Annotated in this window: 11 protein-coding genes; 5 read left to right on the top strand and 6 right to left on the bottom strand. The window is 37.3% G+C overall.

Going from position 1 to position 10,762, the window contains the following annotated elements; genetic code table 11:
* Window positions 1-261: 261 nt before the first annotated feature.
* Genes B5J93_RS01315 through B5J93_RS01305 form a run of 3 tightly spaced genes read right to left on the bottom strand, consistent with a single transcriptional unit; the run spans window position 262 to window position 3,150 of the window.
* Window positions 262-1,128 carry a LysR family transcriptional regulator gene (locus B5J93_RS01315; RefSeq protein ID WP_079324067.1) on the bottom strand — a complete coding sequence of 289 codons (867 nt, stop codon included), beginning with the start codon at window positions 1,126-1,128 and terminating at the stop codon, window positions 262-264.
* The gene (locus B5J93_RS01310; protein WP_079324066.1) at window positions 1,128-1,889 is read right to left on the bottom strand and encodes a hypothetical protein; all 762 of its coding nucleotides are present in this window, start codon (window positions 1,887-1,889) and stop codon (window positions 1,128-1,130) included. Before B5J93_RS01310 ends, B5J93_RS01315 begins: the two co-directional genes overlap by 1 nt.
* Window positions 1,882-3,150, bottom strand: coding sequence for an AAA family ATPase (locus B5J93_RS01305; RefSeq protein ID WP_079324065.1), 1,269 nt, complete (start codon window positions 3,148-3,150; stop codon window positions 1,882-1,884). The genes B5J93_RS01310 and B5J93_RS01305 overlap by 8 nt, the downstream gene beginning before the upstream one ends.
* A gap of 61 nt (window positions 3,151-3,211) precedes the next feature.
* On the opposite strand from B5J93_RS01305, the gene B5J93_RS01300 reads away from it, so the two are divergent.
* Window positions 3,212-3,985 carry an LLM class flavin-dependent oxidoreductase gene (locus B5J93_RS01300; protein ID WP_079324064.1) on the top strand — a complete coding sequence of 258 codons (774 nt, stop codon included), beginning with the start codon at window positions 3,212-3,214 and terminating at the stop codon, window positions 3,983-3,985.
* Window positions 3,940-4,563, top strand: a complete 624-nt coding sequence (locus tag B5J93_RS01295) for an LLM class flavin-dependent oxidoreductase (RefSeq protein ID WP_228144829.1) — start codon at window positions 3,940-3,942, stop codon at window positions 4,561-4,563. Before B5J93_RS01300 ends, B5J93_RS01295 begins: the two co-directional genes overlap by 46 nt.
* Window positions 4,564-4,732: 169 nt before the next feature.
* Here the strand turns inward: B5J93_RS01295 and B5J93_RS01290 are convergent, their stop codons facing one another.
* Window positions 4,733-6,376, bottom strand: coding sequence for a DUF262 domain-containing protein (locus B5J93_RS01290; protein ID WP_079324062.1), 1,644 nt, complete (start codon window positions 6,374-6,376; stop codon window positions 4,733-4,735).
* Window positions 6,377-6,565: 189 nt separating this feature from the next.
* On the opposite strand from B5J93_RS01290, the gene B5J93_RS01285 reads away from it, so the two are divergent.
* The 3 genes from B5J93_RS01285 to B5J93_RS01275 all read left to right on the top strand — a co-directional run bounded on the left by B5J93_RS01285 (window position 6,566) and on the right by B5J93_RS01275 (window position 9,105).
* Window positions 6,566-7,666, top strand: a complete 1,101-nt coding sequence (locus tag B5J93_RS01285) for an NADH-dependent flavin oxidoreductase (protein WP_079324061.1) — start codon at window positions 6,566-6,568, stop codon at window positions 7,664-7,666.
* 151 nt (window positions 7,667-7,817) lie between these two features.
* Complete coding sequence (locus B5J93_RS01280) at window positions 7,818-8,264, top strand: MarR family winged helix-turn-helix transcriptional regulator (RefSeq protein WP_079324060.1); 447 nt, start codon at window positions 7,818-7,820, stop codon at window positions 8,262-8,264.
* Window positions 8,251-9,105: an ABC transporter six-transmembrane domain-containing protein gene (locus B5J93_RS01275; RefSeq protein ID WP_079324059.1), complete on the top strand. Its 855-nt coding sequence runs from the start codon at window positions 8,251-8,253 to the stop codon at window positions 9,103-9,105. Before B5J93_RS01280 ends, B5J93_RS01275 begins: the two co-directional genes overlap by 14 nt.
* A 90-nt stretch (window positions 9,106-9,195) precedes the next feature.
* On the opposite strand, the gene hisF is transcribed toward B5J93_RS01275, so the two are convergent.
* Window positions 9,196-10,002, bottom strand: coding sequence for an imidazole glycerol phosphate synthase subunit HisF (hisF, locus tag B5J93_RS01270; protein WP_218018126.1), 807 nt, complete (start codon window positions 10,000-10,002; stop codon window positions 9,196-9,198).
* On the bottom strand, window positions 9,996-10,762 hold a 767-nt coding region (gene hisA, locus B5J93_RS01265; RefSeq protein WP_228144828.1), incomplete at its 5' end, for a 1-(5-phosphoribosyl)-5-[(5-phosphoribosylamino)methylideneamino]imidazole-4-carboxamide isomerase. The genes hisA and hisF, both read right to left, overlap by 7 nt.

Genomic DNA, 10,762 nt, shown 5'->3' with positions numbered 1-10,762 from the left:
CACAATTTAGTTGCCTTAGTACTTGTTGTCTAAAATCATCTGAGTATGCCATAGGGGTATTGTAGCATATTTTGGGTTCGGTTGGTATACAATTATGATAGAATAAAGACCAAACTAAAAGGACTAAGTCCTGTCAAGTTCAAAGAACAGTACAGAGACTTAGCCCTTAGTGAAACCACTTAGCTTTATTAACCTAACCTTTAATCTTGTGTTTAAGATTTGGGGGTCGGTTCATTTAAAATTAGGCGGTGTTTTTTTCTGTTATTCTGTCACTTTTTCAAGCACAAACTCCACAAACTTCCGCACCATCAAAGATGGATAACGCTGAGAAGCATACAACATAAACAATTCATAATCAGGCTTTTCAAGTTCTGGCAAAATCTCAACCACACGATTTTCTTTTATCCACTCATTTGCCGTAAAATCAGCCACTTGCCCAATCGCCTGCCCCTGCAAAATCATATATTCAACCGCATAAACATCATTGCTGGCAAACCAAAACGGCAAGGCGATTTTTTCTTTATTCATTTGAACAAGCACTTCTTGTTCGCCATTTTTTGCCCAAGTAGCGAGCGGAAAATGTTTCAAATCCTGCAAATTTTTGGGCGTACCAAACCGTGCCAATAAATCAGGGTGGGCAACCCATTTTGTGCCAAGGGTGGCAACTTTTTTGGCGATAAAATCATCGCCGTGCAAATTGCCAATGCGAAACGCCACATCAATGCCATCAAGACTTAAATCTAAAATGCGGTCGGTCATTGTGGCGTGGATTTGCACATTGGGGAATTTTTGCCCAAATTCGCTTATCCACGCCAAAACAGGTTCGCATTTGGGTGGGGCGGAAATTCGTAACACTCCCTTTAAATTTTGCTCATCATCAAACAAAACCTGCTTGGCATTTAACAAATTATCAATGGACAAATGCACTTCATCATAAAGTTTTTGCCCTGAGAGTGTGGGTTTAACCCCTGATTTTTGGCGGTCAAAAAGCTGAATTTGTAAGGATTTTTCCAGTTCGGCAATTTGACGGCTAATGGTGGCGATTGGCACGCCCAGTTTTTCAGAAGTTTTGGAGAGACTGCCGTGTTTAATCACGGAAACGAATAGGGATAAGGCGTTTAGGTTCATTAAATTGACTCATTATTAATTGCTTGCCATTCATTGAATAATTTTTCACCCAAATATTCCAATAAAAATAACGAAAATGGGCTTAATACCAAAACTTCATTATTGGGTTTAATATATTTGTTTAATTGATTGGCATAAACATTTGATTGTGACCAATCGTCAATTTGGTAATCTTGTGGGAAATTAAATACATCGCTTAATAGGTAATTCATTTGTTTTATATAAGCAATAAAGGAGAGATTTAAATTTTCTTTACTAATAAATTTAATGCCCGAAAATTCTTTCAATCTATTTTGATTAATATAAGTTTTGTATTGACTGCCCAACTCAATCAAACTCGTTTCTTTGCCCAAAATTGGGTGTTGAAATGCTTCAACCATAGGATAGCTGATGTATAATTTGCCATTTTCACTGTGATTATTAAAAATAGACAACATTGCAGGAAGGCAATTTAAATAATCCTGTGCCAATGGCTCGTGTCTATCCAAATCCATAAACAAATAAATCGCCAAAAAATCACGGCGTTTTTTATGTTTAATCACACCACTTTTATCATATTCTTGTAAAAATAAAAAAGTTTCATTATTATTATCAATTTCATTATCATAATACTTTAAATAAGCGTGATAAAAATGATAAATATTGGTACGAATTGGCACAAACTCTATATTTTCTCCAATATATTCTTTATTGATTTTATTTAAAATCTTAACTTCGCTCACTTCTCCTTCCACAATACACAAAATAGACTTTTTAGTCATTATCAAACTCCCCTGCTTGATACATTCTTTCTAAATTATGGGCATATCTTAATTCACGAACAGTTAATTTATTGAGTGATTTTATTTCTTTACCGTCAATGACAAACCCACAATCAGGACGAATAAGCTCATTACTCAACAAATTAGTGTTGTGTGTTGTTAAAATCACTTGCGTGTTGGGCAATTGTTTTAATTTTTCTACAATTTTTTCTGATAAAGCAAAATGATAAGAACAATCAAATTCATCTATAAATAATAAGGGGATTTGATGACTGATTGCTTCTTGCAACCAATAGTAAAAAATAACCAAATTTCTTGTTCCAGATGATGCGATATCAAATAATAAAAACTCTTTATTCCCCATTGATACACCTATTCTTTTTCCGCCATCATCAATTTCTATTAATTTAAAATCCAACCCGTTATCAAATAAAAATTTTTCCAAATCTTTGAGTTTATTATCCTTTAAAATTCTATCTCCAATATTAATGATATTATTATAACCAATATGTGAATAACCACTTGTTTCTATTGGCAACCCACGAAAGTGTATAATTTTATTGCAAAAATCAAAGAATTTTTTAAAAACAATGTCGTTAAAATCTCTATCATTGATTTTTATATTTTTATATAAATATTTAATAGCTGATAAATTTTGCTCTGGGTTTAATGATTTATCGGATAATGTTTGAAAACCATTTAGAGTTGATTTAATGTCTTTTTCAATATTGTATTCAATAACAATCTCATCATCAATTATTAACTGCTCATACAATAAATTTCCATAAGGATAACCGTATTTTTTTTGATATTTATATATGACGTTTGCGGATTTATTATTGGCAAAAAAAACAAAATGAAACTCAAATTCTACTATATCCGTATTTGAATAAGCATTAACGCAATCATAAGTCCAAGATTTATATTTATTATCCGTCAAATGTGAAACCAAATCAAAAATAGCCCAACCCAAATTAGATTTACCCGTCCCATTTTCCCCATAAATCAACGCCAATTTCACCAAGCCATTATGCGTGCATTCAGGATTAAAGGCGTAATTACCTGCCGTTAAATCAAATTCCAACGGCTCATTAAATTGACGGTAGTTGCGGACAGTAAATTTTTTTAACATTTTTAAAATCCTAGTCATAGCTTTGGTTTGAGGATACATTATTGTAGCACACTTGACCGTAGAAAAACTACGGTAAAATGTATTTTTTATCATTCCAAAAATAAAAACCAACTTCCCATAAATCGCCATTCAATTATCAATTTTAAAATTTTATAATACGCTCATTCCATTTAACAAAAGAGAAAAATTTATGAAAACTCATTCAAAACCAACCCATAAACTGCTACTGGGCATTTCCAATAGCGAAAGTTACGGCTTTCACCCTGCGGCGTGGCGGTTGCCGTCTGCCCCTGACAATGCCTTTACCGACATTGATGTCATCATTAAAAAAGCCCAAATGGCGGAGCAAGGCGGTTTGGATTATATTTTTTATGGCGACAGAGTGTTTTTGCACGAAGATTTAAACGAGCGTTCGCCCTTGTTTGCCAGTATTGAACCAATGGTTTTGCTATCAGCGATTGCCCCTGCCACTAAACGCATTGGACTGGTAACATCAGCGTCCACATCGTTTAATGAACCCTACACTTTGGCAAGACAACTTCGTGCCATTGATGTCATCAGTGGTGGACGAGTGGGCTGGAATGCCATTCCCAGTTATGAGCCACAAGCCTTTGCCAATTACGGCAAGCCTTTGCCAAGTAGCGATAAAAAATACGAAAGACTGCACGAATCGGTGCAAATTACCCAAGCCTTATGGGGCAGTTGGCAAAAAGAAGCAGGCGAGCCTGACAAGGCGAGTGGGCGTTTCGCCGATATGCGATACATTCAGCCGATTAACCTGCAAGGCAAGCAAGTGGGGTCTTATGGACCTTTGCAAATTCCGCCGTCAAAGCAGGGGCAACCTGTGATTTTTTTATGCCCTTTGCCAGTGGTAAAAGCATTGAAGCGGCTGCCTTGTATGCCAATGCGATGGTTGCGATGCCGTCCAATATTGCAGAAGGCAAACAGCAAATTGCCATTATGAACGATATGGCAAAACAAGTGGGGCGTGAAGTCAATGAAATCAAACTGTTGGCATTTTTAAATTTGAGTTTGGGCGACACCGAAGAAGATGCCGTTGCACACCGTATGACATTGGACAGTCAAATGGGTATGGATTGGATTATGGGGCATTTGGCGGTGGTGTTGGGCATAAACCTTGACCTCAGCCAAATTGACACGCCATTAACCGAAACACAAATTGCGTCCTTACGCCCACGCTTAGGCACACCCCAAAGCCATAAAGTCATTGAACTTGCCAAACAAGGCAAAACGCCACGCCAAATTTTAGCCTATGGGCTGTATGAACCGATGTTAAATTTAATTGGCAGTCCAAGCCAAGCGGTTGATATGATGCAAGAATGGCTAGAACAAGGGGCTTGTCAGGGCTTTACGCTGATTTTAAATGACCACCAGCACGATTTGCCGATTTTGATTGAGCAGGTCATTCCGATGTTAAGGGAGCGGGGATTGCGAGCCGATGATTATCTTGGCGAGATTTTGCGAGACCATTTGGGGGTAGATGAACAATTGGGGCTAGACAGTAGAATGGTTGGGAAATAGGGTTTGGGAAAACACCGTTTGGATTTGGGTTCAAGCGGTGTTTTTGTTTTGAAAATTTGCAAAATGGTTTTCAGGCAGCCTGAATAATGAAATTAAATGCTTAATTTGTTGTTGCGGTGCTTTCATTTTTAAAATAAAATGAAAATCCAACAGATTTTAGATTTAAAGATTATTCAATTTCAAAAATCTTTTTAATTTCATCAATCAACCATTCTTTTCTTTCTTTAATGGTGTCAGCATTCCAACCATCTGGATAGTTTTCAAACACCCATTTGGTAATTTCAAATGAAGTTTTTCCATCTAACCCTTTGCCAATATAAATTTCTTTCTTATCGGCATAATTGCGGTTGCTGGCACGGATATTTTTATTTCCTGATAATAATGTTAAATTACCAAGACTATTCAACAATAATTTAGCAGTATTATCATCAAAATTATCAGACCAATTTAAGTTTTTATCATTCCATTCTTGCGGTAAGATATGTTCTGTATGTAAACTTTTATTAATCTCAATATAAGGATAATTGTCTTGTTGATTGTATTCAACTGCCAATAATAAGGGTTTATGCCATTTTGATGAATAAATATTGGTTCTATCTAAATAATCCAAATAGTTACTGTATTCAGATAAATTTTTCACAATAATTGACTTGATTTCATCAATACTTTTATTTTCTTTAACCATTTTGATGATATTAAAGGAAGTTTGCTTAATGCGGTTGGCAGTTCCGTCAGCAATCCAACTTTGATAATAATATTTGACCAGTAATGATTTTAAAGTGCCATATTGCTCATAATCTACCATTTTTGCAGTTAATAAAATACTTTTCCAATAAACACTATGGGGCAAATACCATAATCTTGAAATATCTTTGTCATTATAGCTTTCATTGATTTCAAATAAAAAATTGGCAAATTTTTTCAAGTCTAAAATAATGCTATTGGCATTTTTATCTTTAAACTCTTTTTTAAGTTCATCTTGCAAACTGCTTTTTGGATTTTTGCCTGTTTGGTAATATAAATACAAATTAAAAACATTGGTTAAACTTTCGTCCATTTGCTGACAAATGGTTTCCAGTTTTTTCCATTCTTCATTAAATTGTGGTCGTTTTTCATCATCTAATTGTTGCATTAAATGAGCTTTAATAATATCGGCAGAAGTTAAATCAAGCCCCCTGTCATTTAATACCGAAAATAATTTGATTGCAAAACTTTCATCGGTACAAGCTATACGAATTAAAACCGTATTTTCAAATAAATATTTGACAAATTCATTTAAAGTATTGGCTTCAACCTTCTCAATCAAATCTTTAAAATAACTCGCAGTTCGCAGAAAGCGGTTATCTTTTTTATTTTTATTCAGTTCATTAAATTTAATGCCATTTAATACTGTTTCTTCAAATATGGCTTGATTGTTTAATTGTGTGGTTAGTTTTAATCTAACTTTATCATTAACTAAATTAGCGATACTATTTTGGATTTTTTTACTATGTTCTTTAATGGCTGGTAAACTTAAGTCTCTTAATACACAAAATAAAATCGTCAATGTGGTTATGCGTTGCTGTCCATCAACCACATCATAAGCTCCATTTTTATTTTTAACCACAACCAATGAACCCAAAAAGTAATTATTATCTTGACTTGGGTTTTCTTTATGATTTTCATAGGCTTCAAAAATATCTGCCCATAGCTGTTCTACTCTGTCTTTATCCCACGAATAAGGGCGTTGATAAATAGGCATTTGATAAAAGCTATCAGCATTGCTAAAAATGGCTTCAATAGTCAAACTTTCTGGCTTAAAGTAGTCGCTCATTGGGTTGCTCTCTTTGATAAGGTTCAGTTATTAATGGGTATTTTACCACAAAAGTTAAAAACCTCCCATTGTATTTAAAAGTTTAAATTTCCAAAAATGAAAACCAACTTCCCAAAAATCGCCATTCTTTTCCCAATCCTAAAACCCTATAATACCCCCATTCCATTTCGCAAAAATACGGAGCAAACAATGACCCCTTTATTCACCCCCTACACCCTAAACAATGGCGTGGTCATCAAAAATCGCCTTGTGGTTGCCCCAATGTCGCATTACAGCTCTAATCCTGACAGCACTTTAAGCGAACAAGAACGCAGATTTATTGCCAATCGTGGACAAAATATGGGACTGTTTATCACAGCGGCAACGCTGGTAGCAGACGGTGGTAAAGCAGGTTTTGGGCAACCTTATGCGATAGACGACAGCCATTTGGAGAGCCTAACACAAACCGCCCAAATCCTGCAAAATCAAGGCACAAAAGCGATTTTACAACTTCATCACGGTGGTATGCACGCCATTGCCGAGTTAAATGGCAAAGACAAAATTTCAGCAAGCACAGACTTGGCGACTGGTACTCGTTCGGCAACGGTGGACGAAATTCAAGGCTTAATTCACGCCTTTGCCAATGCAACCGATTTAGCCATTCGGGCAGGCTTTGACGGTATGGAAATTCACGGTGCAAATGCCTTTGTGATTCAGCAATTTTTCTCACGAGAATTTAATCATCGCACCGATGAATGGGGTGGCAGCCTTGAAAATCGCCTGCGTTTGCCTTTGGCGATTGTGGATGCGGTGGCAAAAGTGCGTGAACAGCACGGCAAGCCTGAATTTATCATCGGCTATCGTTTTTCGCCCGAAGAAGCAGGCGATAAGGGGCTGACAATGGCAGATACTTTTGACTTGATTGATGCGTTGGTGGAGAAACCTTTGCAATATTTGCACATTTCTTTGTGGGATTTTTATAGCAAGGCACGGCGTGGAGCGGATACAAACAAAACTCGCATTGAACAAATCCACGCCCACATTAACGGCAGATTGCCCTTGATAGGCGTGGGCAATTTGCTGACAGGCAAGGCGATTGAACAGGCGTTTGCCACAGGGTTTTGTGAATTTTTGGCACTCGGTAAAGCGGTAATGTTAAACCCAAACATTGCCACGCTGTTACAAGAACAACGCTATGATGACATTGAAAGCGTTTTTGACCCCAAAAAACCAGACTGTTATGGCTACCCCGATTTGCTTTGGCAATATAATTGTGCTGGTGTTAATTGGTTTCCGCCTGTTAAAAGTTAGGAGTAATGATGTTATTGATTATTTAAAAATAAACACCGTTTAAATGAAAATTTGGGCGGTGTTTTTTATTAAATGCCTTAAAAACCCATTGCAAATAGTCCTAAAATTTACTAAAATATGCTCAATTTAGTAAATTTTAGGACTTGTTTTTATGCCAAACACTCAACTCTCTCGCCTTGCCGAACTTACCGCAAGCCTTGATAGCACTTTTGAAAGCTATGCCAAAACCCAAACGGTATTATTAAGTGAATTATTTGTCTTATACAGTTTTTATTACAAAAAATCCTTAACCCAAAAAGACATTTGTGATGAATGGGCATTACCCAAACAAACAGTACATACCATTTGCAAAACTTTATTGGAACAAAATTATCTACAAAGTTTTGATAACCCAAATGACAAACGAGCCAAATTATTAAGCCTAACTCAATCAGGCGAAAATTATGCCAAAAGCATCATCGCTCCGTTATTGGAAGTAGAAAATAACACCGCCCAAAGTTTTGGTATTGAACGACTAGAAAAGTTAATTCAAGAATTTGCTGAATTGGAGCAAATTTTTAAGACAAAAATGAGCGAAACAATCAATGAACCACAATAACCCAACCGCTCTAACTACCTTAAAATCCATTAGCCAAACCCACTTTAAAAAATTGATGGCGACATTTGCTTTGGTGGCGTTAGAAAATGTGTTATTTTTAACTTATCCTTTGATTGGCAGTTTTGTGATTAACGCCATTTTAAATCAGCAAGTTTGGCACGCTTTGATTTATGCGTTGTTGGTGCTGATTATTTGGAGTGTTGGTTCGGCAAGACGGGCGGTGGATACTCGGGTTTTTGTGCGGATTTATGCCCAGCTTGCGGTCAAGGCGATTATTTCTGAAAAACAAAAAGGCACGACTTCATCGGCAACCGCCCACGCCAATTTAGCCAAACAATTTATTGAATTTTTTGAAGAGCAATTACCAATGTTAATTACCGCAAGTTTTACTGTATTTGGCTCGGTGGTAATGCTGTTAATCATTGAATTTTGGTCTGGGGTGATTGCAATGGGAATTTTATTGTTTTTTATGGCGATTTTACCCAGATTTTCTCGCCAAAATGACAAACTTTATTTTAAACTTAATAACCGCCTTGAAAAAGAAGTGAATATGATTGAATTAAACAAACAAGAGCATTTCATTAAGCATTATGATTTATTAGCCAAATTACGCATTGCCATTTCTAATCGTGAAGCGATTTCTTATTTAATGATTGGAATAACAATGGCGATATTATTTGGTGGGACTTTGGCAATTTTAGCAAACAAAAACATTCAAGCGGGGCATATTTATGCAGTAATGACTTATTTATGGGGCTTTGCAATGAGCCTTGATGATATGCCAAGACTGATTGAAAAATTGTCGGAATTAAAGGATATTGGCAATAGGGTGGAGATTTGATTTTTTAAAAAATAAAATCATCAAGCATCGCTTGATAAACACTGAATGATAAAAACGCCATTTCTGATAATGGCGTTTTTTAGGTGGTGGTTAAGTTCGGACGGCAACACCTTGATTTTTAAGGTAACTTTTAAGCTCGCCAATCTGTATCAAGCCCTTATGAAACACGCTCGCCGCCAACGCTCCGTCCACATTTGCCTGTTCAAACACATCATAAAAATGGCTCATCATTCCTGCCCCGCCTGACGCAATCAGTGGCACACGGCACATTTCACGCACCAAAGCCAGCTGTGCCACATCGTAGCCCTGTCGCACGCCGTCTTGGTTCATCACATTTAGGACAATCTCGCCCGCCCCCAGGTTTTGTACTTCACGCACCCAGTCCGCCACTTGCCACTCGGTTTTTTTGGTCTTTTTTTCATCGCCCGTGTATTGATTGACCCAGTACACGCCCGTACGCTCATCGTACCAGCTGTCAATCCCTACCACCACCGCCTGTACGCCAAAGCGTTTGGCAAGCTTTGCAACCAGCTGTGGATTTTCAAGGGCGGGCGAATTGACTGAAATCTTGTCCGCCCCATACTCAAAAATCACTTCGGCGTCCGCCAGCGTACGAATGCCCCCCGCCACACAAAAGGGAATGTCAATCACCCGTGCCACTTCACGTACCCACGCCTTGTCCACCGTCCGCCCATCCGATGACGCACTGATGTCATAAAAAACAAGCTCGTCCGCCCCTTCATCGCTATAAAACTTGGCAAGTGGCACAATGTCGCCAACAATCTCGTGATTTTTAAACTGCACGCCTTTGACCACTTGTCCGTTTTTAACATCAAGACAAGGAATAATGCGTTTGGCCAATTCATTTTTGCTATTTAACATTGCTTTTTTTAACATTCTATGGCTTCCTTTAAATAAACTTTCCCTTCCAATAACGCTCGCCCAACAATAATACCACTCACCCCTGTATTTTTAATCGCCTTAATATCATCAAGCGTACCAATACCGCCCGATGATTGGATTTTTAAAGTGGGGTATTTTTTTATTAAGTCTTGATATAGGGCGACATTAGACCCTGTTAATGTGCCGTCTTTACTAATATCGGTACAAAGAATATGAACCAAGCCCACTTCTAAATATTCTTTGATAATATCATCAAGCAATACCCCGCTATTTTCTTGCCAACCGCTAATGGCAATATAGGGCTTATTGTCAATGACATTGACATCAAGGGCAAGGACAAATTTATCCGCCCCATAAGTATTAAACCACGATTTAACAAGTTGTCTTTCTTTAATTGCCAATGAGCCAATCACTACCCGTCTTGCCCCAATGTCAAATAAAGCTTTAATTTCGCTCTCACTTCTAATACCACCCCCGACTTGAATGTCGGCACTTGTTTGTTTGATGATTTGTCCAATCAATTCAATTTGGCGTTTGCTTGGGTCTTTTGCTCCTGTCAAATCTACAAGGTGCAAATAATTCGCCCCATTGTCAATGTACTCTTGGAATTTATAAATGGGGTCAAAGTCATAATTGGTTTGTTTGGCATAATCGCCTTGGTGCAAACGCACAATTTGCCCGTCTATTAAATCAAGGGCGGGGATAATTAAACTCATTGATATATTCTCCATCATTCGTAGCAACTGTATCCCTT

Source organism: Moraxella equi (assembly GCF_002027555.1).
Lineage (GTDB): Bacteria > Pseudomonadota > Gammaproteobacteria > Pseudomonadales > Moraxellaceae > Moraxella > Moraxella equi.
Note: the sequence above shows the minus strand (reverse complement) of the source record. Positions and strands in the feature narration are given on the sequence as shown.